Origin of the sequence: Albidovulum marisflavi, assembly GCF_025751435.1 — a bacterium.
Taxonomy (GTDB): Bacteria; Pseudomonadota; Alphaproteobacteria; order Rhodobacterales; family Rhodobacteraceae; genus Albidovulum; species Albidovulum marisflavi.
On record NZ_JAOWKY010000001.1, the window covers coordinates 636,192 to 661,718 of the forward strand.

Annotated in this window: 27 protein-coding genes and 1 tRNA gene; 14 read left to right on the forward strand and 14 right to left on the reverse strand. The window is 65.5% G+C overall.

The annotated features are described in order from the left end of the window. Both OEW28_RS03065 and OEW28_RS03070 read right to left on the reverse strand, forming a co-directional pair. Positions 1-705 carry a response regulator transcription factor gene (locus OEW28_RS03065; RefSeq protein WP_263733247.1) on the reverse strand — a complete coding sequence of 235 codons (705 nt, stop codon included), beginning with the start codon at positions 703-705 and terminating at the stop codon, positions 1-3. After that, entirely contained in the window at positions 702-2,627 is a 1,926-nt protein-coding gene (locus OEW28_RS03070) for a PAS-domain containing protein (RefSeq protein WP_263733248.1), read from the reverse strand. Before OEW28_RS03070 ends, OEW28_RS03065 begins: the two co-directional genes overlap by 4 nt. Before the next feature lie 195 nt (positions 2,628-2,822). On the opposite strand from OEW28_RS03070, the gene OEW28_RS03075 reads away from it, so the two are divergent. The 6 genes from OEW28_RS03075 to OEW28_RS03100 all read left to right on the forward strand — a co-directional run bounded on the left by OEW28_RS03075 (position 2,823) and on the right by OEW28_RS03100 (position 9,957). Further along, the gene (locus tag OEW28_RS03075) at positions 2,823-4,790 is read left to right on the forward strand and encodes a long-chain fatty acid--CoA ligase (protein ID WP_263733249.1); all 1,968 of its coding nucleotides are present in this window, start codon (positions 2,823-2,825) and stop codon (positions 4,788-4,790) included. Beyond that, a complete protein-coding gene (locus tag OEW28_RS03080; protein WP_263733250.1) occupies positions 4,787-5,608 on the forward strand; it encodes an ABC transporter ATP-binding protein in 822 nt (273 codons plus the stop codon). The genes OEW28_RS03075 and OEW28_RS03080 overlap by 4 nt, the downstream gene beginning before the upstream one ends. A gap of 44 nt (positions 5,609-5,652) precedes the next feature. Next, the gene (locus OEW28_RS03085) at positions 5,653-6,639 is read left to right on the forward strand and encodes a branched-chain amino acid ABC transporter permease (protein WP_263733251.1); all 987 of its coding nucleotides are present in this window, start codon (positions 5,653-5,655) and stop codon (positions 6,637-6,639) included. A gap of 3 nt (positions 6,640-6,642) precedes the next feature. Then, a complete protein-coding gene (locus OEW28_RS03090) occupies positions 6,643-7,719 on the forward strand; it encodes a branched-chain amino acid ABC transporter permease (protein WP_263733252.1) in 1,077 nt (358 codons plus the stop codon). Positions 7,720-7,789: 70 nt separating this feature from the next. After that, positions 7,790-9,070, forward strand: a complete 1,281-nt coding sequence (locus OEW28_RS03095; RefSeq protein WP_263733253.1) for an ABC transporter substrate-binding protein — start codon at positions 7,790-7,792, stop codon at positions 9,068-9,070. Between the two features lie 71 nt (positions 9,071-9,141). Then, positions 9,142-9,957, forward strand: coding sequence for an ABC transporter ATP-binding protein (locus OEW28_RS03100; RefSeq protein WP_263733254.1), 816 nt, complete (start codon positions 9,142-9,144; stop codon positions 9,955-9,957). A gap of 7 nt (positions 9,958-9,964) precedes the next feature. Here OEW28_RS03100 and OEW28_RS03105 read toward each other — a convergent pair whose 3' ends face one another. Further along, entirely contained in the window at positions 9,965-10,297 is a 333-nt protein-coding gene (locus tag OEW28_RS03105) for a DUF6614 family protein (RefSeq protein ID WP_263733255.1), read from the reverse strand. A 120-nt stretch (positions 10,298-10,417) separates the two neighbouring features. Here OEW28_RS03105 and OEW28_RS03110 point away from each other — a divergent pair, with 120 nt between their 5' ends. Together OEW28_RS03110 and OEW28_RS03115 are read left to right on the forward strand one after the other, a co-directional pair. Further along, a complete protein-coding gene (locus tag OEW28_RS03110; RefSeq protein ID WP_263733256.1) occupies positions 10,418-11,587 on the forward strand; it encodes a phenylacetate--CoA ligase family protein in 1,170 nt (389 codons plus the stop codon). 93 nt (positions 11,588-11,680) lie between these two features. Further along, complete coding sequence (locus tag OEW28_RS03115) at positions 11,681-13,309, forward strand: peptidoglycan-binding protein (RefSeq protein WP_263733257.1); 1,629 nt, start codon at positions 11,681-11,683, stop codon at positions 13,307-13,309. Between the two features lie 30 nt (positions 13,310-13,339). Here OEW28_RS03115 and OEW28_RS03120 read toward each other — a convergent pair whose 3' ends face one another. From OEW28_RS03120 to OEW28_RS03130, 3 genes are all read right to left on the reverse strand, one after another. Then, positions 13,340-14,143, reverse strand: a complete 804-nt coding sequence (locus tag OEW28_RS03120) for a class I SAM-dependent methyltransferase (RefSeq protein ID WP_263733258.1) — start codon at positions 14,141-14,143, stop codon at positions 13,340-13,342. A 207-nt stretch (positions 14,144-14,350) separates the two neighbouring features. Next, complete coding sequence (gene ykgO / locus OEW28_RS03125; protein ID WP_263720432.1) at positions 14,351-14,476, reverse strand: type B 50S ribosomal protein L36; 126 nt, start codon at positions 14,474-14,476, stop codon at positions 14,351-14,353. A gap of 72 nt (positions 14,477-14,548) precedes the next feature. Beyond that, positions 14,549-14,623: transfer RNA gene (locus OEW28_RS03130), tRNA-Val, on the reverse strand. Between the two features lie 151 nt (positions 14,624-14,774). Here OEW28_RS03130 and OEW28_RS03135 point away from each other — a divergent pair. Next, on the forward strand, positions 14,775-15,635 hold the full coding sequence (locus OEW28_RS03135) for an N-formylglutamate amidohydrolase (RefSeq protein ID WP_263733259.1): 861 nt from the start codon (positions 14,775-14,777) through the stop codon (positions 15,633-15,635). On the opposite strand, the gene OEW28_RS03140 is transcribed toward OEW28_RS03135, so the two are convergent. The 4 genes from OEW28_RS03140 to OEW28_RS03155 form a co-directional block, all read right to left on the reverse strand. Continuing rightward, positions 15,636-16,889 (reverse strand): DNA polymerase IV, encoded by a 1,254-nt coding sequence (locus OEW28_RS03140; RefSeq protein ID WP_263733260.1) that lies wholly within the window; start codon positions 16,887-16,889, stop codon positions 15,636-15,638. A gap of 66 nt (positions 16,890-16,955) precedes the next feature. After that, entirely contained in the window at positions 16,956-17,267 is a 312-nt protein-coding gene (locus tag OEW28_RS03145; RefSeq protein ID WP_263733261.1) for a DUF190 domain-containing protein, read from the reverse strand. 2 nt (positions 17,268-17,269) lie between these two features. Then, positions 17,270-18,247 carry a sodium-dependent bicarbonate transport family permease gene (locus tag OEW28_RS03150; protein WP_263733262.1) on the reverse strand — a complete coding sequence of 326 codons (978 nt, stop codon included), beginning with the start codon at positions 18,245-18,247 and terminating at the stop codon, positions 17,270-17,272. Between the two features lie 58 nt (positions 18,248-18,305). Then, a complete protein-coding gene (locus tag OEW28_RS03155; protein WP_263733263.1) occupies positions 18,306-18,953 on the reverse strand; it encodes a carbonic anhydrase in 648 nt (215 codons plus the stop codon). A gap of 145 nt (positions 18,954-19,098) precedes the next feature. On the opposite strand from OEW28_RS03155, the gene OEW28_RS03160 reads away from it, so the two are divergent. The 3 genes from OEW28_RS03160 (at position 19,099) to OEW28_RS03170 (ending at position 21,761) form a co-directional block, all read left to right on the forward strand. Next, entirely contained in the window at positions 19,099-19,479 is a 381-nt protein-coding gene (locus OEW28_RS03160) for a hypothetical protein (RefSeq protein ID WP_263733264.1), read from the forward strand. Between the two features lie 63 nt (positions 19,480-19,542). Continuing rightward, positions 19,543-20,928, forward strand: a complete 1,386-nt coding sequence (locus tag OEW28_RS03165) for a leucyl aminopeptidase family protein (RefSeq protein ID WP_263733265.1) — start codon at positions 19,543-19,545, stop codon at positions 20,926-20,928. Continuing rightward, positions 20,925-21,761 (forward strand): C40 family peptidase, encoded by an 837-nt coding sequence (locus tag OEW28_RS03170; RefSeq protein WP_263733266.1) that lies wholly within the window; start codon positions 20,925-20,927, stop codon positions 21,759-21,761. The genes OEW28_RS03165 and OEW28_RS03170 overlap by 4 nt, the downstream gene beginning before the upstream one ends. A gap of 18 nt (positions 21,762-21,779) precedes the next feature. On the opposite strand, the gene OEW28_RS03175 is transcribed toward OEW28_RS03170, so the two are convergent. Both OEW28_RS03175 and OEW28_RS03180 read right to left on the reverse strand, forming a co-directional pair. Further along, the gene (locus OEW28_RS03175) at positions 21,780-22,127 is read right to left on the reverse strand and encodes a DUF2794 domain-containing protein (protein ID WP_263733267.1); all 348 of its coding nucleotides are present in this window, start codon (positions 22,125-22,127) and stop codon (positions 21,780-21,782) included. Between the two features lie 54 nt (positions 22,128-22,181). Then, positions 22,182-22,811, reverse strand: a complete 630-nt coding sequence (locus OEW28_RS03180; protein WP_263733268.1) for a ribonuclease T2 — start codon at positions 22,809-22,811, stop codon at positions 22,182-22,184. Between the two features lie 148 nt (positions 22,812-22,959). On the opposite strand from OEW28_RS03180, the gene OEW28_RS03185 reads away from it, so the two are divergent. Then, positions 22,960-23,718, forward strand: a complete 759-nt coding sequence (locus tag OEW28_RS03185) for a DUF1013 domain-containing protein (protein ID WP_263733269.1) — start codon at positions 22,960-22,962, stop codon at positions 23,716-23,718. Positions 23,719-23,801: 83 nt separating this feature from the next. Continuing rightward, positions 23,802-24,563, forward strand: coding sequence for a hypothetical protein (locus OEW28_RS03190; protein ID WP_263733270.1), 762 nt, complete (start codon positions 23,802-23,804; stop codon positions 24,561-24,563). A 6-nt stretch (positions 24,564-24,569) separates the two neighbouring features. Here the strand turns inward: OEW28_RS03190 and recR are convergent, their stop codons facing one another. Both recR and OEW28_RS03200 read right to left on the reverse strand, forming a co-directional pair. Next, complete coding sequence (gene recR / locus OEW28_RS03195; protein ID WP_263733271.1) at positions 24,570-25,172, reverse strand: recombination mediator RecR; 603 nt, start codon at positions 25,170-25,172, stop codon at positions 24,570-24,572. A gap of 1 nt (position 25,173) precedes the next feature. After that, entirely contained in the window at positions 25,174-25,518 is a 345-nt protein-coding gene (locus OEW28_RS03200; protein WP_263733272.1) for a YbaB/EbfC family nucleoid-associated protein, read from the reverse strand. Between the last annotated feature and the right edge of the window lie 9 nt (positions 25,519-25,527).

Here is a 25,527-nt window from a genome sequence, read left to right on the forward strand (position 1 = left end):
TCAGCCCCAGTTCACGTCGCCCAGAAAGATGTAGCCCGCGCCGTAGATCGTCTTGATCAGGCGCGGGTTCTTGGGGTCCTCGCCCAGCTTGGTGCGCAGGCGGGAAATGCGGACGTCCATCGCCCTGTCGAAGCTGTCCCCCGCCGCGCCGCCCAGCATCTCCTGCATCTGGGCGCGCGAAATCAGCCGCTTGGGGCTTTCCAGGAACAGGCGCAGAACCTCGCCCTCGGCATGGCTGAAGGGGACCTCGGTTCCCGCCTGGTCGATCAGGACATAGCGGTCGAACTCGGCGGTCCAGCCGTTGAATCGCGCGATTTGGGCGGTGCGGTCCCCTTCGGTACGGGCCTTTCGCAGCCTGGCGCGCACGCGTGCGACGACCTCGGCCGGTTCGAAGGGCTTGATGATGTAATCGTCGGCGCCAAGTTCCAGCCCCGTCACCCTGTCCTGCACCTGAGCCCGGCCTGATATGATGATGATCGCCGCGCCGCTTTCCAGGGCCAGACGATGCACCACGGCCAGCCCGTCGCGGTCGGGCAGACCCAGGTCGACCAGGCAGACATCCGGGGTGGTTCGCTTCAGCGCGGCTTCGAACTCGGTCGCACGGGCGTAGGAGGTGGTGCGGAAACCCGCCTCTTCCAGCGCTTCGGACAGCATCCGGCGGATCTCCGGTTCGTCGTCCAGGATCGCGACATGGGCTTGGGTCATTCGTCCTCCAACACCGCCAGAAAGGCCGAAAGTTTTTCGAAGGTAAAGGGCTTGGTCAGGACAGGCACCGCGCCCGCACTTTCCCGCAGGGCGTCGCCCCTGGGAAGCGAGGTCATCAGCGCGCGGCGGAGCTGTGGCGCGCGCGCCGCCAGAGCCGCCATCAGGTCGACCCCGGTCGCGCCGTCGGGCAGGCCGATGTCCGAGAGCACAAGGCCAAGCCCCGGCAGGTCTGCCAGTTCCAGCGCCTCGGCGACGCTTCCGGCCTCGACGACGGTGTGGCCCATGGCGCGCAGCATCTCGCGCACCGAGGTGCGGATCACCTCGCTGTCCTCGACCAGCAGGACCAGCATCGGCGCCGCCCGTGCATTTACCGGGCGCAGCGGCAGCCGCAGCGTGACCGAGGCCCCGCCGCCCGCGCGGTTGGCAAGCTTCACGCTGCCGCCCGCCAGCTTGGTCTGGTCGTAGACCATCGACAGCCCAAGGCCGGACCCTTCGCCCCCCTTCGTGGAAAAAAACGGGTCAAGCGCATGGTCCAGCGCCTGTTCCGAAAACCCCGGCCCGGTGTCGGTGACCGTGATCTCAAGCCAGGTGTCGCGCACGGCGCGCGCCGAGATTGTGATCTGTCCCGGTCGTGATCCGATCGCGTCGCGGGCGTTGATGACGAGGTTCAAGAGCGAATCCTGCAGCGCGCCCGGATCCAGCAGCAGTTGGTCCGGCAGGTCCTCAAGCACCACCCCCAAGGTGATCGCCTGTGGCAGGATCGGTCCCGCCATCGTTTTCAGGTCGGCGAGGCAGGCGACCAGGTCGGTCGGCGCCGGGTGAAGGTCCGAAGGGCCCGATATCCGCGCGATCCGGTCCAGCAGCGTGCCGCCCCTGCGTGCTGCGGCAAGCGTCGCGCGGGCGATTTCGGCGGCCTCGGCCGGCAGCCCCCCGGTCCGTTCAAGCCGCCCCTGAAGGCCCATGATGATCGTCAGCAGGTTCGAGAAGTCGTGCGCAAGTCCGGATGTCAGCTGCGCGGCCAGTTCGCGCTTGGCGGTATGGGCCAGGGCGGCGCGGGCCTGGGTTTCCTCGGTCACGTCGGCGGACAGCACATAGACGCCCTGCACACGGCCTTCGCCGTCGCGGTCGGGCGTCAGCGCCACGCGGATGCGATGGCCGGATCCTTCGTGCGTCGTTTCGAAAACATTCGCCTCGCCTGCCAGCGCCCGTTTCAGACCCGGCTCGATCCTGGCGAAGGTCTCTGCGCCCAGGGCCTCTTCGATCGTCAGGCCGATGATGTCGCTCGGGCTGCCGGGCATGACTGAGCTCAGCCGCCGGTTCGAGAAGGTGTAATGGAAGTCCGGCGTGACGTGGGCGATATGCGCAGGCACCATCCCGGTGACGAGCCGCGTGCGCGCCTCGGTTTCGGTCAGTTCCCGCTTCGCCTCCTCAAGCGCGGCATTGGTGGCGGCAAGGGCCCGGTTCGCCTGTGCAAGCCGTTCGGCATGGGTCAGAAGCTGGTCCGACAGTTCCTCTGATCGGACGCGCAGAAGCGCCTCCTGGGTCTTGATGTCGGTAATGTCGGTGTAGACGGCGACCCAGCCCCCCTGGGAAAGTGGGGCGCCCTCGACGCTGATCGTCCGACCGTTCGAGCGGGTCCGCTCCATGTAGTGCGGCTTGAAGGCGCGTGCCTGTTCGACGCGGACGTGAACGGCCTCCTGTGGATCGTCGACCTCGCCGTATTCACCGCGCGCAACCAGAAAGCGGATCGTGTCCTCGAACGTGGCGCCCGGCGCGACAAGGTCGTCGGGCAGGTTGAACATTTCCTGGAAGCGGCGGTTGGAGACGACCAGCCTCAGGTTGTTGTCATAGATCGACAGCGCCTGCTGAATCAGGTTCAGCCCCGCCTGAAGCATTCTGGTCTGCGCGCCCTGTGCCTGCATGTACCCTCCGCCCACCATGGCTACCACCCGCGGACCGGCGGCGAAAAGGGGCAAGCGCACCTTGTTACAATTCGTAAGATTCCCGAAAAAGTCAGGAAAGCTTTGAACACCAATCATTCTGGCGCGACGTTGGGCATCGGAGGAATCGCCTGGCGAACAACAGGCGCCGCAAGCGGCGCGGGAGGAGGACACTTGGTGGAACAGACGGCGACGGATGCTGCCTTGCAGTCCATTCCGGCCTTGTTGGCGCGCAACGCCGCGAAATGGGGGGCGCTGCCTGCCTACCGCGAAAAGGAATTCGGCATCTGGCAAAGCTGGACCTGGTCCGAGACGGCCGACGAGGTTCGCGCCATCGCCCTTGGATTCCTGACGCTTGGGCTGAACCGCGGCGACCACGTCGCCATCATCGGCCGCAACCGCCCCGCGCTTTACTGGACCATGATCGCCGCGCAGATGTGCGGCGCGGTGCCGGTTCCGCTGTATCAGGACGCGGTCGCCGAAGAGATGGCCTATGTCCTGGACCACTGCGGCGCGCGCTTCGTCGTCGTCGGCGACCAGGAGCAGGTCGACAAGGTGCTTGAGGTTCAGGACCGGCTGCCCAACATCCAGCACATCGCCTATCTCGACAAGCGCGGGATGCGGAAATACGACCACAGCCAGATGAACGCCCTGGCCGACATCTCGGCCGAGGGCCGGGCGGCCCATCAACGGGTCGGCGCCGAGCTGGACAAGCGCATCGCCGAACTGACCTTCGACCACCCCTGCGTGATGCTCTACACCTCGGGCACGACGGGCAAGCCCAAGGGCGTGGTGCTGTCGAACCGCAACATCATCGTGACATCGAAGAACTCGGCCGAATTCGACCGGCTGCGCCATTCGGACGAGGTGCTGGCCTATCTTCCGATGGCCTGGGTCGGCGACTTCATCTTCTCGATCGGGCAAGCGATGTGGACGGGCTTCACGGTGAACTGCCCCGAGAACGCCTCGACCATGATGACCGACCTTCGCGAGATCGGGCCCACCTACTTCTTCGCCCCACCCCGCGTCTTCGAAGGCCAGCTGACCAACGTGATGATCCGGATGGAGGACGCCGGGAAGCTGAAAAAGCGCATGTTCGACCACTACATGCGGATCGCCCGTCGCGTCGGCCCCGCGATACTTGACGGCAAGCCCGTATCCGCGCTGGACCGCCTGCGCTACCGGTTGGGCGACCTGTTCGTCTACGGTCCTCTGAAAAACACGCTGGGATATTCCCGCATCCGCGTGGGCTACACGGCGGGCGAGGCGATCGGGCCCGAGATCTTTGATTTCTACCGCGCGCTTGGCATCAACCTGAAGCAGCTCTACGGTCAGACCGAGGCATCGGTCTTCATCACCCAGCAGCCGGACGGGCAGGTGCGCTCCGACACCGTGGGCGTGCCCTCGCCGGGTGTCGAGGTGCGGATCGGCGACAACGGAGAGGTCTTCTACCGTTCTCCGGGCACGTTCGTCGAATATTACAAGAACCCCGATTCCACGGCCTCGACCAAGGATGCCGAAGGTTGGGTCGCGACCGGAGACGCCGGTTTCTTCGAAGAGGGCACCGGCCACCTTCGCATCATCGACCGCGCCAAGGATGTCGGCAAGATGGCGGACGGCCGCCTGTTCGCGCCCAAGTACGTCGAGAACAAGCTGAAGTTCTATCCCAACATCCTTGAGGTCGTGGTCTTCGGCGCGGGACGCGACATGTGCACGGCCTTCATCAACATCGACCTGACGGCGGTCGGCAACTGGGCCGAGCGCAACAACATCGCCTATTCATCCTACCAGGAACTGGCGGCGCACGCGAAGGTCTATGAGATGATCCAGGACCATGTCGAAGAGGTGAACCGCTCGATCGCGGTCGATCCGATGCTGTCGGGCTGCCAGATCCACCGCTTCCTGATCCTGCACAAGGAACTGGATGCCGACGACGGCGAACTGACCCGCACGCGGAAGGTCCGCCGCAACATCATCGCCGAGAAATACGTCGACCTGATCGACGCGCTCTACACCGGCAAGGACCAGATCTACACCGAGACCGAAGTGACCTACGAAGACGGCCGCAAGGGCTCGATCAAGGCGACGCTGACCATTCGCGACGCGGCGGTCGTGGCGGACGAGCAGAGGATGGCGGCGGAATGAACCAGATGAACCCGGAAGGCTACGTCACCGCCGATGGCCGCAAGATCGGCCCTGTCCTGATGGAGATGAAGAACATCAGCCTGCGTTTCGGCGGGGTGAAGGCGATCACGGACATCAGCTTCGACATCCGCGAGGGCGAGATCCGCGCCATCATCGGGCCGAACGGTGCCGGCAAGTCCTCGATGCTCAACGTCATCTCGGGCTTTTACGTCCCGCAGGACGGCGAGGTCTGGTTCCGCGGCTACAAGCGCGGTCCGATGAAACCCTATCAGGTCGCCCGGCTGGGCATCGCTCGAACTTTCCAGAACATCGCGCTTTTTGACGGTATGAGCGTCCTGGACAACATCATGACGGGCCGTCTGACGCTGATGAAGTCGGGGCTGTTCAGCCAGGCGATGTGGTGGGGCAAGGCCGAAAAGGAAGAAACCGAACACCGCGAGAAGGTCGAGAAGATCATCGACTTCCTGGAAATCCAGCCGATCCGCAAGACCCCGGTCGGTCGCCTGCCCTATGGCCTGAAGAAGCGGGTCGAACTGGCGCGCGCGCTGGCCGCCGAGCCGAAGCTTCTGCTGCTGGACGAACCGATGGCCGGCATGAACGTCGAGGAGAAGGAGGACATGTGCCGCTTCATTCTGGACGTGAACGACGAATTCGGCACGACCATCGCGCTGATCGAGCACGACATGGGCGTGGTCATGGACCTGTCCGACCGGGTCGTGGTCATGGACTACGGCAAGAAGATCGGAGACGGGACGCCGGACGAGGTCCGCAGCAATCCCGACGTCATCAACGCATATCTGGGGGTGTCGCATGACTGAGGCGCGCTGTCCCCGCAACGCCTGCACCAAAGCGGAGGCCAACCATGCCTGACCAGCTTCTCTATGCGATCGAAGCGGGGCTGAACGGCCTCATGGCCGGGGTGCTTTACGCTCTGGTGGCCCTTGGCTTCGTGCTGATCTTCAAGGCCTCGGGCATCTTCAACTACGCGCAGGGCGTGCTTGCGCTGTTCGCGGCGCTGACGCTGGTCGGCTTCCAGAACGGCCAGATCCCCTTCGCCCACCTGATCAACGCGATCTTCGGGACCGATCTTCACACCTTCGGCTGGCAGCTGCCGGCCATCGTTGCGATCGTGCTGGCCGCGGGCGTCATGGTGATTCTGTCGATCATCATCGAACGCTACGTGCTCAAGCACCTGGTGAACCAGGCACCGATCATCCTGTTCATGGCGACGATCGGCCTTGCCTATTTCCTTGAGGGCCTGGGCGACATCATGTGGGGCGCCGATATCAAGAAGCTGGATGTCGGCCTTCCGCAGGGCATCAACGAAACCATCGACACGGTGACCTACAACGCCTTCGGCTACGGGTTCTTCATCGACAATCTCGACATCGTGGCCTCTGTCGTGGCGGCGCTTCTGGTGATCTCACTCACCATCTTCAGTCAGTACTCCAAGCAGGGCCGCGCGCTGCGCGCCGTGGCCGACGACCACCAGGCGGCGCTGTCGGTCGGCATTTCGCTGCGCTTCATCTGGGTGCTCGTCTGGTCGATCGCAGGCTTCGTGGCGCTGGTCGCGGGGATCATGTGGGGCTCGAAATCGGGGGTTCAATTCTCGCTCTCGCTCATCGCGCTCAAGGCGCTGCCGGTGCTGATGCTGGGCGGCTTCACCTCGATCCCCGGCGCGATCGTTGGCGGCCTGATCATCGGCATGGGCGAAAAGTTGTTCGAATTCTTCGTGGGCCCGATGATCGGCGGCGCGACGGAAAACTGGTTCGCCTACGTCCTGGCGCTGCTGTTCCTCGTCTTCCGGCCGCAGGGCCTGTTCGGCGAAAAGATCATCGAGAGGGTTTGACGCATGTTCTATCGTGAAGCCGGCGACTTCAAGACAAGCTACGCCGACGACAGCCAGACCTTCCCGATCCGGTTCGACCGGCTGCGCTACTACGCCGTCATGGCGGTGGCCTTCGGGGTCATCCCGTTCTTCATCAACGACTACTGGGCGAACGCGGTCTTCGTGCCCTTCCTTATCTATGCGATCGCGGCCCTGGGGCTGAACATCCTGACCGGCTATTGCGGGCAGGTGTCCCTGGGGACCGGCGGTTTCATGGCCGTGGGGGCCTACGCCGTCTACAAGCTGATGACCGCCTTCCCCGACGTCTCGATCCTGATCCACGTGCTGCTGGCGGGCGGGATCACGGCGATGGTGGGCGTGCTGTTCGGGCTTCCTTCGCTGCGCATCAAGGGCTTCTACCTTGCGGTCGCCACGCTGGCCGCGCAGTTTTTCCTTGTCTGGCTCTTCAACAAGGTGCCGTGGTTCTACAACTACTCTGCCTCGGGGCAGATCTCGGCGCCGGAACGCACGATCCTGGGTCAGGCGGTTACGGGGGCGAACACGACGGCCCCGGCGAAATACCTGTTCTGCCTGATCATCCTGGTCGCGCTTGCCTGGCTTGCGCGCAACCTGACCCGCGGGACGGTAGGCCGCAAGTGGATGGCGATCCGCGACATGGACATCGCCGCCGAGATCATCGGGGTGAACCCGCTGACCACCAAGCTGTCGGCCTTCGCGATCTCGTCCTTCTACATCGGGGTCGCGGGCGCGCTGTTCTTCGCCGTCTACCTGGGCGCGGCCGAGGTGGGCGAAGCCTTCGGCATTCAGAAATCGTTCCTGATCCTCTTCATGATCATCATCGGGGGGCTGGGGTCGATCTTCGGCAGCTTCGCAGGCGCCGCTTTCATGGTCCTGATGCCGGTGCTGCTGAAGAACCTGCTGGTCGGCCAGCTTGGGTGGGCGACCGATCTGGCGGCGCATCTTGAGCTGATGATCGTCGGCGCGCTGATCGTGATCTTCCTGATCGCGGAACCGCACGGCATGGCGCAACTCTGGCGGCTTGCGAAGGAAAAACTGAGGCTTTGGCCCTTCCCGCACTGAGGGGCCGTACAACGACAAGACCGGCAGGAGCCGGCGGACGGAAACGCTTAACCCTTGGGAGGAGACCCAGATGAAGAAGACGATGACCGCGATCGCACTGGCTATGGCGGTGGCCACGCCGGCGATGGCCGACCTGGTGGTGCCGAACCTGTCCTACCGGACCGGGCCCTACGCGCCGAACGGCATCCCCTACGCGGATGGTTTCAACGACTACTTCACGCTGCTGAACGAACGCGACGGCGGCATCGGCGGCGAACTGGTTCGGGTGCCGGAATGCGAAACCGCCTACAATACCGAAAAGGGCGTTGAGTGCTATGAAAGCACCAAGGGCGACGGCGCGCTGGTCTTCAACCCGCTGTCGACCGGGATCACCTACCAGCTGATCCCGAAGGTGACGGCGGACGGCATCACGCTCTACACGCCGGGCTATGGCCGTACCTCGGCAGCCAACGGCAAGATCTTCGAGTGGGTCTTCAACTACCCTGCCAACTACTGGGACGGCGCGTCGGTCGCGGTCAAGCATCTGCTGGACGAAAACGGTGGCGACCTTTCGGGCAAGAAGATCGCGCTGGTCTATCACAACTCCGCCTATGGCAAGGAGCCGATCCGCACGCTTCAGGAACTGTCCGCCAAGCACGGCTTCGAATTGGTCGAGATCCCGGTCGACCATCCGGGCCAGGAACAGAAAAGCCAGTGGCTGCAGATCCGCCGCGACAAGCCCGATTACGTCCTGATGTGGGGCTGGGGTGTGATGAACGCGGTTGCGATCCAGGAAGCCGTGAACATCCGCTACCCGATGGATCACTTCATCGGCGTCTGGTGGTCGGGCTCTGAAAACGACGTGATCCCGGCGGGCGAGGGCGCCAACGGATACAAGGCGATCGGCTTCCACGGCACCGGCGCCGACTATCCCGTCTATGGCGATCTCAAGCAGTACGTCTATGACGCGGGCAAGGCGGCGGGCGACGGGTCCAACCCGGGCAACGTGCTGTATTCGCGCGGCATGTACGCGGCGATGATCATCTCCGAAGCCATCCGCAAGGGGCAGGAGATCGCGGGCCATTCGGCGGTCAACGCGGCTGAGGTGCGCGAGGGCTTCGAGAACCTGAACCTGACGCAGGAACGTCTGACCGAGCTTGGCCTGCCTGGTTTCGCGCAGCCGATCGAGGCGACCTGCGCCGACCATGGCGGCCCGGGTTCCGCGATGATCTTCCAGTGGGATGCGGCGGCTTCGACTTGGAACCAGGCGTCCGACTGGATCACGGCTGACAGCGAAGTTCTGGATCCGCTGATCGCCGAGGACTCGGCGGCTTTCGCCGCGGAGAACAACATCGCGGAGCGCTGCAACTAAGCGCTTTTGAAATCGCGCCCCGGCCCACTCAGGGCCGGGGCATCCGGAACAGTTTTCAAGTGGGGCACCCAATGCTCGACGCCACCAAGACCGACACGCTGCTTGAGGTCAACAACATCGAGGTGATCTACAACCATGTGATCCTCGTCCTGAAGGGTGTGAGCCTATCCGTCCCCAAGGGCGGCATCACCGCGCTTCTGGGCGGCAATGGCGCGGGCAAGACGACGACGCTGAAGGCGATCTCGAACCTTCTGCACTCCGAACGCGGCGAGGTGACCAAGGGCTCGATCGTCTACCGCGGAGAGCGCGTGCAGGACATGAGCCCCGCCGACCTGGTGAAGAAGGGCGTCATCCAGGTGATGGAAGGGCGCCACTGCTTCGGCCACCTGACAGTCGAGGACAACCTTCTGACCGGGGCCTACACCCGCACCGACCGCGAGGTCGCGAAGGACCTTGAGATGGTCTACCACTACTTTCCGCGGCTGAAGGAACGCCGCAAGAGCCAGGCGGGCTACACCTCGGGCGGGGAACAGCAGATGGTCGCGATCGGGCGCGCGCTGATGAGCCGGCCGGAAACGATCCTGCTGGACGAGCCCTCGATGGGCCTGGCCCCGCAGCTGGTCGAGCAGATCTTCGAGATCGTGAAGGCTGTGAACGAAAAGGAGGGGGTGACCTTCCTTCTGGCCGAGCAGAACACGAACGTGGCGCTGCGCTACGCGCACTACGGGTACATCTTGGAAAGCGGCCGGGTGGTGATGGACGGTCCCGCGAAGGATCTGCGCGAAAACCCGGACGTAAAGGAATTCTACCTGGGCATGTCGGACAAGGGGCGCAAGAGCTTCCGTGACGTGCGCAGCTACCGTCGGCGCAAGCGCTGGCTGGCGTGATGAGGGATCAAATGTCTTCGAAGCAGGTGAACACTTGATCGCGAACCTTTCCATAAACCGCACGATGCAGCGCCAAGAGCGGTTCCGAGCATGCCCGGATGCGTTCCACCGCGTTGTCGGCCTGGCTGCGGCTGGAAAAGGTCATTGTGACAAAGAATTCGTGGTCCCGTTCCTTGTCGGTGTCGAGCGAGGGGTTTCGGTGTCGGCGCCCGAGCGTGCCGACCTCCAGCAGGAGGTCATTGCCGCAGAGATGGGTGGCGAAATCCGCGAGAGCGGATTGGAAGGCATCCGCCGCTACGCCCGGCTTGAGGTTGAAGATCGTATGCATGTGATAGGCCATAGTTCCCTCCTCTCGCGACCGGCAGCGTATCACGGCGAGCAAAGCGTGCCCAAATCTTGGTCGGAATCCTGCATTTCGCGGCGTCTGCCAGACGTCTCAAGCTTGCCGAGGAATTGAACGATGACGTCATATGACACCCTCGAAACCCGTTCCGCCGACGAACGCGCAGGCGCCCAGCTTCAGGCGCTGAACGCGCAGTTGGCGCGCAATGGGCGTGATCCTGTCGCCTCGCTTGCGGATCTGGCCGAGTTGCCGGTCCTGCGCAAATCTGAACTCGCGCACGACCAGAAGCAAAAGCCCCCTTTCGGTGGCATCCCGACCTCGAACGTCGCCCATATCTTCCAATCCCCCGGCCCGATCTATGAACCGGGCGGTGTGTCCCATGACTGGTGGCGCATGGGCCGTTTCCTGCATGCTTGCGGCATCGGAACCGAAGATATCGTACAGAACTGTTTCGGCTATCACCTGACGCCGGCCGGCATGATCTTTGAGAACGGCGCTCGCGCAGTTGGCGCGAAAGTCCTGCCTGCCGGGACCGGCCAAACCGACCTCCAGGTCCGCGCCGCCGCCGATATCGGCACGACCGCTTATGCCGGAACGCCGGACTACCTGAAAGTGATCCTCGACCGCGCCGAGGAGATGGGCGAGCGGCTGAGGATCACCAAGGCGGCCGTCGGTGGCGGGGCCCTGTTCCCGTCGCTCCGCGCCGAATATGCCGACCGTGGCATTGCCTGCCTGCAATGTTACGCCACCGCCGATCTCGGCAACATCGCCTACGAAAGCCCGGCGATGGAGGGGATGATCGTCGATGAAGGCGTGATCGTCGAGATCGTCCGCCCCGGAACCGGCGATCCGGTTGCCGAGGGCGAGGTGGGCGAGGTCGTGGTCACCACGCTCAACCCCGACTATCCGCTGGTCCGCTTCGCGACAGGCGATCTTTCGGCCGTCCTGTGCGGGCAAAGCCCGTGCGGGCGCACCAACATGCGGATCAAGGGCTGGATGGGCCGCGCTGATCAGACCACGAAGATCAAGGGCATGTTCGTCCGTCCCGAACAGGTCGCGGCCTTTGTCGCGCGGCATTCCGAAATCGCCCGCGCCCGCGTCGTCGCCACCCGAGAGGGGGAGATCGACGTGATGACGGTCCGGGTCGAGGCCCCCGCGGGCGCCGGCGCAGGCTATGAGGACTCGGTCGCGCAGACCCTGAAGCTCAAGGGCCGCATCGAGGTCGTGCCGCCCGGAAGCCTGCCCAACGACGGCAAGGTGATCGACGACCAGCGTGTATATGACTGACACGCGGATTGTCGCCGCGACCCGAACCGCTGTCATAGGATAACAGGGCCCAAGAGGTTAGACTCCGTTCCGATACCGGAAGGGAGATCTGCCATGTTGACCAGAGCACCGCTCGCCGCCGCCGCGTTTCTTGCCGCCTGGCCCGTTAGCGCGCGCGATGTCGCGCTTGTTATCGGAAACGAAAACTACCGCCGCGCGCCCGACATTTCGTCGGCCGAGGATGCGGCGGACGCCGGCGCGGCGCTTGAGGCGTCCGGCTTCGACGTGCGCGACGGGCGCGATCTGGACGCCGCGGGGCTCCGAAGGGCCCTGGCAGAGTTCCATGCCCGCTCGGAAGACGCGGACCGGCTGGTGATCCTTGTGGCGGGGCATTTCGTGCATGCGGGCGCGCAAAGCTGGCTTCTCGGGACCGATGCGGACCGGCCCGCGCTTGGGTCGGTCGATGCCGCGGGCCTTCCTGTCGGCACGCTGATGGCGATCGCCGCCGAGCGGCCCGGCGCCGCGATGGTCCTTTTGGGGACCGAACCGCTGCCGATCGTACTTGGCCGCGGTCTGGCGGGCGGCCTGGGCGACGATCCGGCTCCGCAGGGCGTCATGGTCGTCTCGGGTGATGCCGGCACGCTGGCGGAATTCGTGACCGACGTGTTGGCGCGACCCGGGCAGACGCAGGCGGACCTGGCAGAACAGGCTGAGGGGCTGGAGGTCGCAGGCTATCTTGGCGACGCCGCTCCCTTCCTTCCCCTGACCGAGGAGGCAGGAACGGATGACGGTGCGGCGGAACAGGCGGCCTGGGACGTGGTCCGCAGGCTGGACACGATCCCGGCGTACGAAGGGTTCCTGCGCCAGTTCCCATCTGGCCTCCATGCCGATGACGCGCGTGCCGCTATCGCGGCGATCAAGGCGCAGCCGCTTGTCCAGGCGCAGAAAGCCGAAGAGGCGCTTGGGCTGAACCGGGACCAGCGGCGCGAGATCCAGCGAAACCTCAGCCTGCTCGATTTCGATCCGCGCGGCATCGACGGGCTGTTCGGCCCCGGCTCTCGCCGGGCGATCACGGCCTGGCAGAAGGCCAACCGGCTTGATCAGACCGGCTTCCTCAATGCCGACCAGATCACGCAGCTTCAGGCGCAGGCCGACCGCCGCGCCGCCGAGCTTGAGGCCGAGGCGCGGGCGCGGCAAGCCGAACTGGAGCGCCAGGACCGGCTCTACTGGGAACAGACCGGCGCCGCGGGCGACGAAGCGGGGCTGCGCGCCTATCTGAAGCGCTATCCCGACGGGCTGTTCGCCGATCTTGCCAATGAACGGCTTGCGGTCTTCGAGGAAGAGCGCCGGCAGGCCGCGCAGGGCGCGGAACGGCTGGCCTGGGATCAGGCGGTCGCGGCGGACAGCGCGGAAGGCTACCGCGATTACCTGCGCGCCTATCCGAACGGCGTCTTTGCCGAGGATGCCAGGGCCGCGCTTGAGGCCGCCGAAGCCACGGACGCCGCCGCCGCGGACCGGGCGCAGGCAGAGGCTGCGGAAAACGCACTGGGGCTCAATCCCTTCTTCAGGCAGGCGATCGAGAAGCGGCTGGCGGATCTGGGGCTCAGTCCCGGCCGCGTGGATGGCAGCTTCGACGACGACACCCGCCGCGCCATCCGGCGATACCAGGAGGCGCGGGGGATGGATGTCACCGGCTACCTGACGCAGGCCGCCGTGGTCCGCCTTCTGGCCGAAGGGCTCTGACGGGCCCGAGGGACTGCCTGCGCGGTCCCCTCAGCGCTTGCTGGCCGTCACGACATGCGCGGACGTCGGAAACACCGCTTCGCCGCTGGGGGTCGCGTACTTGGCGAGCAGGATGTCCGAACGGGTCAGAACTTCGGCAATCTCTTCTTCGTCGAGGTTGATGTCGAACAGCGGCAGCCAGCCCCGTAGCTCGGCCTCGACCATGGCGCGTGCGCTTGGGAAGTTTGCCTGTTCGGTTCGGGTATCAGCTGCGATGTCGCTGAAGCCGCTGTTGTCCAGCAGTTTTGTGACCTCGCTGGCGTCGCCCATGCTGAAGGGCAGCCGCAGCGCATCCCCGGCGGCGATGCCGACCTGTTCGTCCAGCACATCGATGATGTCTTCGTAGGCCGGGTTGTTCACGATGGAATTCCAAACGGCGACCGCCAGACGGCCACCGGGCGCCATCACCCGGTACATTTCTTTCACCGCCTTCTGCGGATGCTGAAAGAACATCATCCCGAACTGGCACAAGACGCGATCGAAGGTGGCGTCCTCGAATTCCAGGTCTTCGGCGCTGCCCCGCACCCATTCCATGTCGGGCGCGATCTCCTGCGCGGTGGCGATCATGCCCGGCGCGGGGTCCAACCCCGTCACGCGGCCTGTTTCGCCGATGGCGCTGCGTGCGTCGCGCGCAAGAATCCCGGTTCCGCATGCGATATCCAGCACGCGGGAGCCCTTCTGGATGTCCGCCGCTGCGATTACGTGCTTCGTCCAGGGGCCGAACAGCGCCGGCACGAACAGGCGTTCATATCCGCGGCCAGCTGCAAGCTCCGCTTCGGAAACGGTGTCGTTCATCGGACTCCTCCCGCAACAGATGGTTGGAAATCGGGGGATATTGTATCCGCAATGGGGCCGGCTGGCCACCGAGGCGGCTCTGGACGCGTTCGGCGGACAGGCTTTCCCCGCGCTATGGGCGTCGGGCCATCGGCCGGAAACGCGGAACGAAAAAGGCCGCCGGTTTCCCGGCGGCCCTTTTGCGATGCCCTCAACAGGCGGCGCAGCTCAGCCCTGACGGGCCTTGTAGCGCTTCTGCGTCTTGTTGATCACGTAGACGCGGCCCTTGCGGCGCACGACCTGACAATCGCGGTGCCGGCTCTTGAGCGAGCGGAGCGAGTTCCGGACCTTCATCGGCCTTCTCCCAGTATGGCGCGTCTGCGCCGGCGAAAACGAATGCCCCCGCATTTCTGCCGGGGGCGGTGATGGTGGGCGCGACAGGGATCGAACCTGTGGCCACTACGATGTCAACGTAGTGCTCTACCGCTGAGCTACGCGCCCGTCCGAATGCACTGCCACCCACGCCGGAAACCCGGTTCGCGGGCGGCACCGCGTCGGTCCCGGGGTCTATAGAAGGAGTCGCGGGGCCTTTCAAGGGGTTTCGACACTTTGCGATTTGGCTTTATAGTCCAGCTATTGCGAAGGAGTGGACATGACGCCCGGACCCTATCGACTGACGCTTCCGCAGAGGCGCACCACAAGCGTGGTATTCGCGTCTCCGCACAGCGGCAGCTATTATCCGGGCGAGTTCCTGGCGCGCTCGGTGCTGGGTGAAAAGACGATACGCAGTTCCGAGGATGCCTTTGTCGATGTGCTTCTGGACCGTGTTCCGGACCTTGGCGCGCCACTTCTGGCCGCGGTGGCCCCGCGTGCCTATGTCGACCTGAACCGCGCCGCGGACGAACTTGACCCCGCCTTGATCGATGGTTTCCGCGCGCCCGCGCACAATCCACGCGTGGCCTCTGGCTTGGGGGTCGTGCCGCGCGTCGTGTCGGGCGGGCGCGCGATCTATGCCGGAAAGCTGCCGTTGCACGAAGTGAAGGCCAGGATCGCGGACTGGTGGCACCCCTACCATGACCGGCTGCAGATTCTCCTGGACGAATCACGCCTGCGATTCGGCCAGGCAATCCTGATCGACATGCATTCCATGCCGCATGAGGCGTTGGACGTTGCCACCGTGCCCGGCCGTCCGCGCCCCGACGTGGTCTTGGGCGATCGCTACGGAACCTCGGCGTCCGCCGCCATCGTCGAGGCCGTCGACGCGGCCTTTATCCGTGCCGGGTTCCGGACCGTGCGCAACACGCCGTTCGCGGGCGCCTACATCGCGCAGGCCTACGGCCGCCCGACGCGGGCGCAGCACGTGGTGCAGGTCGAACTGGACCGGGCCCTTTACATGAACGAGGCAGAGGTTCGCCCGAACGGCAATTTCGCCGGCTTTCAAAGGATCCTGGCCGGCGTCCTGGCCGACATCGCCGCGATCGGCAGGGCCGAGGACCGCTTGGCGGCCGAGTGATCAGCGCAGCGACCGGCCCTTGACGATCGCTGCCTTCCCGAACCTTGCCCTTATCGCGTCCGTGGCCCGTTCGGCGCCCGCCCTGCGCGCGGCCAGCGGATCCAGAAGATCGCCCGTCAGGTCCGCCGCGCTGTCGTCCGACAGGTCGGATATGCCGACGCCGATCAGGCGGAACGGGCCCGGCTCCCTGACCTGGGCCATCAGGTCCGCGGCCTCGCGGTAGATGCGTTCGGCGGTCTGCGTGGGTTCGCGCAGCGTATGCCGCCGCGTGATCGTCGTGAAATCGGCGCGCTTCAGCTTCAGCGTCACGGTCCTGCCAGCCAGGTCCTTGGCCTTGGCGCGGTCCGCGACGCGTTCCGCCAGGCGCCAGACATGGCCGTCCAGAAGGGTGCGGTCCGCCGTATCCTCGTCGAAGGTCGTTTCGGCAGAGATCGAGCGCATCGGCTCGTTCGGGTTCACGCGGCGGATGTCCTCGCCGCGCGCCAGATGCCAGAGCCGCTCCCCGATCGACCCGAACCGTGCCGTCAGATCCTTGCGGTCCCACCGCAGCAGATCGTCGAAGGTCCGGATGCCTGCGGCCTCCAGCGTCGTCTGGGTCGCAAGCCCGACGCCCCAGATCATCCGCACCGGCTTGCCCTTCAGGAAGGCCGCGGTGTCGCCCCGTCCGATCACCGAAAACCCCCGTGGCTTGTCCAGGTCCGAGGCGATCTTGGCCAGGAACTTGTTGTGCGAAAGACCGATTGAGCCGGTCAGGCCAAGCTCATCCTCCATCCGCTTCAGAAGCCGGCATAACGTGACGGCGGGCGGCGCGTGGTGAAGCCTCTCGGTGCCGGTCAGGTCCAGGAACGCCTCGTCCAGGGACAGGGGTTCGACCACCGGGGTCAGTTCGTCCATCAGCGCGCGGATCTGCTTGGACACGGCGGCATAGTGCGCGCCGCGGGGTTTGAGCACCACTGCCTCGGGGCAGAGCTTGAGCGCCTGGAACATCGGCATGGCAGAGCGCACGCCCCTGATCCGCGCCAGGTAGCAGCAGGTCGACACGACCCCGCGATGCGCCCCGCCCACGATGACCGGCTTGTCACGCAGTTCGGGATCGTCGCGTTTCTCGACGCTCGCATAGAAGGCGTCGCAATCCATGTGGGCGATGGACAGGCTGAAAAGCTCGGGGTGCGACAGGACGCGAGGCGACCGGCAGGCGGGACAGCGCGCGCCGGCGTCGAATTGTGTCAGGCAGTCGCGGCAAAGGGCGGGCATGAACGCAAGATAGCCGATTGCCGAACGCCCCCCAAGGGCTTCGGCGCTGCGCGCTGCGGACCGGATCTAGAACCGTTCGGCCCGAAGCACCTGGCAATCGGTGACGGACACCACGCCTATGTGCCGTTCCACGACGGCGAAGGCCGCCTTCAGCAGCTGGTCGACGCGTTCGGGGCGGACGATGCACACGACCGCCACCATCCCGCCTGCGGCGGACACCTGGCCTTCACGGCTCCACCGGCCCGACCGGCCGGACCCGCCCAGGACCGGAAGCACGGTGAACCCGGTGACGCCGGCTTCTGAAATCGTGTCCAGCAGCCGGCGTTCAAGCGGCGCTTCGATGATGATTTCCACGCGTTTCGCGTCATTCATCTGCATGATCAGGCTCCGAGAAGGAATTCCGCCAGTGCGACGTAGATGGGGATCCCGAGCGCCAAGTTGAACGGGAAGGTGACCCCCAGCGACAGGGTGAGATAGATTGAGGGGTTGGCCTCGGGCAGCGCCACGCGCATCGCCGCCGGGACCGCGATGTAGGAGGCCGATGCGGACAGCACCATCAAAAGCGCCGCGCCCCCTGTGCTCAGGTCAAGCATGATCGCGACGGGCAGGGCCAGCGCCGCTCCGGCCAGGGGCATCAGCACGGCGAAGGCGAAAGCGCCCGGCGACAGGACCGAGCGCGCCTGCCGCAGCCCCCGTCCCGCCACAAGGCCCATGTCCAGAAGGAACAGGCACAGCACGCCCTTGAAGGGCGACACGATGAAGCTCTCGATCTCTTTCAGGCCGCGCTCGCCCGTGACGGCGCCGATCACGAAGGCGCCGATCAGCAGCACGATCGAGCCGTTCAGAAGGACTTCGCGCCAAAGTTCCCGGTCCATGCGCGCCCCGGCCCCCGCGCGCGCGGCGAGCCACAGCGCGGCGACGATCGCGGGTGCCTCCATCGCTGCGGCCACGGCGACCATGTAGCCTTCGTAATCTATCGCGCGGCTGGCAAGGATCGCCGTGGCCGAGACGAAGGTGACGATCGAGATCGAGCCGTAGTGGCCCGCGACCGCCGCCGCGTCGACCGCGGAAAGCCGCGTCATCACGCGCAACAGGCCGAACGCGATGACCGGGATCACGAAGCTCAGCGCGATCCCCGCGATCAGCGCGGCGACCAGAGATCCTTCAAGCCCGTGCGCGGCGACGCTTGCGCCCCCTTTGAAACCGATGGCGAACAGCAGGTAGATCGAAAGCGCCTTGGCCGCGGCCTCGGGCACCGAAAGACTTGAGCGCGCCATGGCGGCCAAAAGGCCCAGGGCAAAGCTGAGCACGATGGGCGAAACAAGGTTCTGCGCCATCACCGAAAGGATCGTTTCCATGTCCCTCAATCCGATTTCGCCGGTAGATAGTCGCCCCGGCACGAAAGACAAGTGGCGCTTAGAGCGGAACGAAGGCTCCGCTCGCCGGGTCGTACTGTTCCAGGCCGCCGGCGCCGATGTCCGTCCACAGGCCGTGAAGGGTCAGTTCGTCCGCCTCGACCGCTTCGCGCACGAAGGGAAAGGTCATCAGGTTTTCCAGGCTGACCAGAACCGATTCCTTCTCAAGCGCACGCAGGCGCTGATCCTCGGGCTTGTCCTTCACCCGCTCGAAACCGGGCCGCAGAAGATCCATCCAGCGTCCGACGAAGCTGGACTTTTCCTCGAGTTCCGGCGCCTGGCCCGTGCACATGTCGTGGCAGCCCTTGACGCCCCCGCACAGCGAATGGCCCACGATGATGATGTGCGCGACCTTCAGCGTCGTGACCGCGAACTCGACCGTGGCGGACGTGCCGTGGTGTTCGCCGTCGGGGCTGTAGGGCGGCACGAGGTTCGCGATGTTGCGGTGGATGAAGAACTCCCCCGAATCCGCCCCGAAGATCGAGGTGACGTGAACCCGGCTGTCGCAGCACGAAATCACCATCGCGCGGGGTCGCTGTCCTTCATCGGCCAAGCGGCGATACCAGACGCGGTTCTCCGTCCAGGTCGTGGCCTTCCAGCCGTGGTAGCGGTGGACCAGGTAGGAGGGCAGCGGCCGAATGTGGTTCATGGGGACGCCTCGCGTTGTTTTCGGCGCCTGCATATCGTCTGCATCATTCGAATTCGAGATGTTTCTACGCCGCGCTTCAAGGTTTTCTTGACAACACCGCTTCAAGAATCCCCCATCCGCAGGGGTGCGGCAAGGAGGGTGAAGGGTGGCAGAGCTTGCCAGGTTGCGCCATGACGAGGGCGTGCGGCTTGATCCGGACGCGATGTCCGCGATCTACGCCGAATTGGGGGAGCGCGGGGCGGAAAAGCTGATCAGCCGTGCGACCGAGGATCTTGCCGCTCGGCTGCAGGATCTTCGTCAATGTCTTGCAGACGGGAAGGATGCGCAATTCCTGCGCACGGCCCGGATGCTGGTGCAGATCGGAACGCAGGTCGGGATGACCAGCGTGGCGCGCGTCGCGCGCGACCTGATTCGCGCGACAGAGGCAGGGGATTCGGCCGGCAGGGCCGCGGTCCTTGCGCGACTTGAACGGATCGGGCAGCGATCACTGACCGCGGTGTGGGATCTGCACGACATGACGGTCTGAGGGGCTTGCGGCGGCCGGGCAAGGCACTAGGCTGGCGCTGACCATCCTTGCAGGACCAGTGACATGAGCTCGATCATCGCCGCGCCCGACGCTTCCCACCTGCCGCTTCATCTGGTCGAGGAAGGAGCGCTTGACGCCGTGACCGCCACCCTCAGCGAAGGCCACGCGAACTGGGCCACCGCCAACGGGTTCACGGGCGCCCTGGGGCAGCTTTGCATTCTGCCGGGCGCCGACGGGCGCCCCTCGGGCGCGCTTCTGGGTATGGGGTCGGCGGTCAAGCGGCGGCGCGGGCGCTTTCATGCCGCGCGCGCGGCGGCGGGCTTGCCGGACGGGGATTGGTCGATCGCCTCGCACATGACGCCCGCCGAGGCCGAAGAGGCGGCGCTTGGCTGGCATCTCGCGGCCTATCGCTTCACCCGCTACAAGGCCGACAAGCCGCAGAAGGCCAGGCTGGTCCTGCCCGCCGGCGTCGATTCTGCGCGCTTGGCCGCGATCGTGGCGGGCGAATGCCTGACGCGCGATCTGATCAACACCCCCGCCTCCGACATGGGCCCGGAAGAGCTGGAGTCCGCGTTCCTGCACCTCGCGACCGAGTTCGGGGCCGATGCGCAGGTGATCCGGGGAGACGACCTGCTCGCCGAAAACTTCCCTCTGATCCACGCGGTGGGCCGTGCGTCGTCCCGCGCGCCGCGGCTTCTGGATCTGCGTTGGGGGACCGAAGGGCCGCGCTTGACGCTTGTTGGCAAGGGGGTCTGTTTCGATACCGGTGGGCTCGACATCAAGCCCGCGTCCTCGATGGGGCTGATGAAGAAGGACATGGGCGGGGCCGCCACAGTCATGGGTCTGGCACGCATGATCATGGGCCTTGGATTGAGGCTGCGCCTGCGGGTGCTGGTCCCGGCGGTCGAAAACGCGGTGGGCGGCAACGCCTTCCGTCCGCAGGACGTGCTGCACAGCCGCAAGGGCCTGACGGTCGAGGTCAACAACACCGACGCCGAGGGTCGGCTGGTGCTGGCCGACGCGCTTGCGCTGGCGGACGAGGAAAAACCCGACCTGCTGGTATCGATGGCGACGCTCACCGGCGCGGCGCGGGTTGCGGTGGGCCCAGACCTGGCCCCCTTCTACTGCGACGACGAACGGGTTGCGGGCGCGCTGGCCGAGGCCGGCCGGGCGGTCGCTGACCCGCTTTGGCGGATGCCGTTCTGGGATCCCTACGAGACCCTGATAGAACCCGCGATCGCGGATCTGGACAACGCGCCCTCTGGCGGGATGGCCGGGTCGATCACGGCGGCGCTGTTCCTGCGCCGCTTCGTGACCGGTACCGCGCACTACGCCCATTTCGACATTTACGGCTGGCAGCCGACGGCGGCGCCGGCGCGGCCCAAGGGCGGGGTCGGGCAGGGCGCGCGCGCGGTCCTGGATGCGCTGCCCGGAGTGCTGGGGCTATGAGCGACCGCCGCCTGACCCCCGCGAACGGTCGCGTGGCCCATGTCTCGCTAAGGGGCAGTGTCACCGCCGATCGCTTCGTGCCCGGGGAACCCGCGCGGATCGCCGTGCCGCTTGCCGATCTCCTGGCCGCCCCGAACGGCGCGCGCGACCGGCAGGTCTTGATGGGGGACGCGGTTCTGGTTCTGGATCGGCACCAGGACCACGCCTTCGTCCGCGCGGACAAGGACGGCTATTGTGGCTATGTGCAGGAAGCGGCGTTGGGCGATGCGCGGCCAGCGACGCACTGGGTTTCGGTCCCCGCGACGCATGTGTACGCCGCGCCCGACATCAAGACGAAGGAAACGTCACTTCTGTCGCTTGGCGCGCGCCTGTCCATTGCCGAAACTGGCGATCGCTTCGCCCGCACGGTGGATGGGGACCATGTCCTCGCCCGGCACCTTCTGCCCATTGGCAAACATGCCGAGGATCCCGCCGCCATCGCGGAGCTTTTCCTTGGCACGCCCTACCTGTGGGGTGGCAACAGCCGGTCGGGCATCGATTGTTCGGGCCTTGCCCAGGCGGCGCTGCTGGCCTGTGGTATTCCCTGTCCCGGCGATAGCGATCTTCAGGCCGAAGGCGTCGGCGTGGACATCGCGGCCACCGGACCCTTCCGGCGCAACGACCTGTTGTTCTGGAAAGGCCACGTCGCGATCGCATTGGGGCAGGAACGGATGATCCACGCGACCGGGCACTACATGGCGGTGGTGATCGAGGGCATCCACGAAGCCATCGGCCGGATCGCGGCCCAGGGCGGTGGTCCGGTGATCCGGGCGAAACGCATCGTGACCGGCTAGGGTGACGCGGCAGGCGCGCTATTCCACCGGGCGAATCAGCTTGCGTTCCAGAACGCGAAGCACAGTCGGCAGATCGTGGCCGCGTTTCAGGATCTGGCCATCCATTCCGACCACGGAATACATGCCCTGACGCGCACGAAACTTCGGGCGCTTCTCGATCCGGTAAAGCGGGAATTCGGCGGCGCGGCGAAAGACGGAGAACACCGCCATGTCGCGCAGAAAGGACATCGCGTAGTCGCGCCATTCACCCGCCGCGACCATCCGGCCGTAAAGGGCAAGAATGACCGACAATTCGCCACGATCGAACGCGACCTGATCGGGCACGGGCTGGGGCGGCGTGAACTGGGTCGGCGGTTGGACCGTCATGGACCGAATCTTAGCCTTGGACGCCGGCAAATCAAGCCTGACGACGTTTTGTCCCTACCGCACCGCCGGCATCAGGGCGTTCGGCATGCGGCAATCCCTTTGCGCATCAAGGCCGCAGGGGCGCGGTTCAAGGTCGCGGGTAAGGCAGATCCGCGCCTCTGCGATCATGCCCTGCTTGCAGGTGATCGTGATGGCGTTGCGGTCCAGATCGGGGTTGGCCTCGACGAAGGCGTCCTCGACGACCGAGGCGGGAAGGGTCACATCGCGGTCAAGCGACTGGAGCGCATCGGGCAGGTTCACGCCGTCGTAGGCGCGCCGCGACAGATCGAAGTAGGCATCGGCATCAAGCCCCGAACAGGTGCCATGCTTGCGCCATTCGTGGCGGGCAAGGTCGGCAGAGCCCATCAGCCCGGCGATCAGCTCAACGTCAGTCCAGCTGGGATCGCGCCCCCCGCCGTGGCACCAGCTGGGCCAGCCGAAGTCGTACTGCGGCCAAAGCCCGTGCAGGGTAAAGCCCCTGTCCGCGCCTGACCGGCATTCGGGCGCCCGCCGCAGATCGCCCTCGCGTTCGCACCAGCCGGGCGACCAGGTCAGCGACAGGATGTAGTAGTCGAAGTCCCCCGCGCGCTCCCCCTCGGACCATGCCGGGGTCGCGGCGAGGAGGAGGGCGGCGATAAGGCGCATTTTCTCTTCCCTTGGCGGTCTTGGAGGACTATATAGCCCGGTGACTTCCCCGAAAACGTGGAATGGCGGACCGAAAGGCCGCAGCCGTTTTCCCGGCGCGGGAAAGATTTGTCCGGTCCCTCGCAGGACCAAGCAAAGGAGAGATCCGATGACGAAACCCTTGATGGCCAAGGCCACCGCCGTCTGGCTGGTCGACAACACCACGATCAGCTTCAAGCAGATCGCAGATTTCTGCGGCCTGCACGAGCTTGAGGTGCAGGGCATCGCAGACGGTGACGTCGCCGTGGGCGTGAAAGGGTTCGACCCGGTCGCCAACAACCAGCTTGAAGCCTCTGAAATCGAGAAGGCGGAAAAGAACCCGCTGCACAAGCTGAAGCTGAAATTCAACGCCGCCGCCCTGGGCGAGGAAAAGCGCCGCGGTCCCCGCTATACGCCGCTGTCAAAGCGCCAGGACCGCCCAGCGGCGATCCTGTGGCTGGTCAAGTTCCACCCGGAACTGACCGACGCCCAGATCGGCAAGCTGGTTGGCACGACCAAGCCGACGATCGCCTCGATCCGAGAGCGGACCCACTGGAACATCCAGAACATCACGCCGATCGATCCGGTCGCGCTTGGCTTGTGCCGCCAGTCGGAGCTTGATGCGGCCGTACAGAAAGCCGCCAAGAAGAAGGCCGCCGAAGGCGCGGTGATGAGTGATGACGAACGGCGCAAGCTCGTCTCGACCGAACAGTCCTTGGGCATGTCGACCGAGCCGCGGATGCCGTCGAACATCGCGGGGCTGGAAAACTTCTCTCTCAGCAAGTCCGACGAGGAAGAGGAAGATAAGAAATCGCGCGACTATTCGGACGCCGAAAGCTTCTTCAACCTGCCGCAGGGCGACGACGACGAAGACGAAGACGACAACTGATTTCAGGACCCCGGCCGCAGCGCCGGGGTTTTCGTTTGTCTCCGGAACGCATAGCCTCGTGCAGGTAGCAGACGGAGGCGGCCATGTGGCGGTTGTTGTTCGCGATAGCGGCGTTCGGAGTGATTTCGGATGCTGCCAAGGCCGAGGCTCCGGTCGACGGAATCCTGTCCGAGGCCCGCGCCGCCTGCGAGAGCTTTGAGGGCGGCAGCTTCGATCCGGGCAATGCCGTCACCGACATCGACCTGACGGGCGATGGGGCTGCGGACATCCTCGTGGATGAAAGCGCGTTTTCCTGCACCAGCGCGGCGTCGATGTATTGCGGGTCGGGCGGGTGCATGTTGCACGCCGTCGTGGGCGACAGGGTCGAGAGTTGGCAGGCCACCGGATGGCAGGTGATCGACTGGGGACAGGCGCGGATCCTTCTGATCGGGCGAGATGGCGGCTGGTGCGGAGGCGCCGGGTCGCAAGCCTGCTTCGAGGCGCTGAACTGGAGCGACGGGCGTTTCCTGACGGTGATGCCGGGGCAACCCGAACCGGCCAGTGCCACGGCGCCCTATTCGACAGAGGACTTCGACGCCACGACGATGCTGCCTTGTTCGCTGGATGAGCCCACACAGGATCAGTCCTGCCCGGCGGGCATCCTGCGCGGCGCGGCCGGAGAGGCGACGATCCGTGTCACCGCGCCGGACGGGGTTGAACGCGTTCTGGAGTTTTCGGCTGAAGGAGCCATCGCATCGCCGGGCACCGACGGTCTGACCTGGGCCAAGGATGGCGACAACTGGTATGTCGGGATCGGCGGGCGGGAATACTACATCGTCCCCGAGGCCGCGGTCTTTGGCGGCTAGGAGCCGCTACTGAACCGACTTGCGCGCGCGCAGCGCGGCCTGGATCGTCCCGTCGTCAAGGTAGTCAAGCTCCCCCCCGATCGGGACGCCCTGCGCAAGCGAGGTGACGGAAACGCCCGTGCCTTCCAGCGCCTCTGCGATGTAATGCGCCGTGGTCTGGCCATCGACGGTAGCGTTCAGCGCCAGGATGACCTCGCGCACGTTTTCATCCCGGGTGCGGGCGATCAGGCGGGGTATGCGCAGTTCTTCCGGGCCCACCGCGTCAAGCGCAGAAAGCGTCCCACCCAAGACATGGTAACGGCCGCGGAATGCCTGACCGCGCTCCATCGCCCATAGATCCGCCACATCCTCGACGACGCAGATTTCGCCCGTCGCCCGCTTGGGGTCGCGGCAGATGTCGCACAGATCGGCGGTGCCGATGTTGCCGCAAGCCGCGCACTCACGCGCGGATGTCGCGACTTCGGCCATCGCGCGGGCGAGGGGCGCCATGACCTGCCCGCGTTTCTTTATCAGATGCAACACCGCGCGCCGCGCCGAGCGCGGACCAAGGCCCGGCAGCCGGGCCATCAGCTCGATCAGCGCCTCGATGTCACGAGTGGCGTCGGACACGTCAGAACGGCAGCTTCATGTCGGCCGGCAGGCCGAGGCTTTCGTAAAGCCGCTTCATCTCGTCCTGGCTGCGGTCGGCGGCCTTCTTCTGCGCGTCCTTGATCGCGGCGACGATCAGGTCTTCGACCACTTCCTTCTGGGTGGGGTCGAAGATCGTCGGGTTGATATCCAGCGCCTTCAGTTCGCCCTTCGCCGTGCAGGTGGCCGTGACCAGGCCCGCGCCCGATTCGCCGATGACGTTCATCTGTGCCAGGTTTTCCTGAAGCTCGGCCATCTTGGCCTGCATGTCCTGCGCGGCCTTCATCATCTTGGCCATGTCGCCAAGCCCGCCCAATCCTTTCAGCATCTCGCTCTC